The sequence below is a fragment of the Salifodinibacter halophilus genome, assembly GCA_012999515.1.
In the GTDB taxonomy this organism is placed as follows: Bacteria; Pseudomonadota; Gammaproteobacteria; order Nevskiales; family Salinisphaeraceae; genus Salifodinibacter; species Salifodinibacter halophilus.
Window position 1 is genome coordinate 1 of sequence record JABEEB010000857.1, and the last position, 230, is coordinate 230.

The following is a 230-nucleotide window of genomic DNA, read 5'->3' on the forward strand; positions in this document are numbered from 1 at the left end:
CACGCTGTTCAACGGCCTGCTCAACACGCCCGGCTTCGACAAGGTCGATTTCTCCCACCTGCACCTCACTCTCGGCGGCGGCATGGCGGTGCAGCGCTCGGTCGCCGAGCGCTGGAAGCAGGTCACCGGCGTGACCTTGGTGGAAGCCTATGGCCTGACCGAAACCTCGCCGGCGGCGTGCATCAACCCGATCGACCTGGCCGAGGACAACGGCTCGGTCGGCCTGCCGG

Annotated in this window: 1 protein-coding gene; it reads left to right on the forward strand. The window is 67.8% G+C overall.

Features of this window, described 5'->3' with window-relative positions; genetic code table 11:
- Positions 1-230 (forward strand): AMP-binding protein (locus HKX41_13985; protein NNC25243.1); only part of this gene is annotated, 230 nt, incomplete at both ends.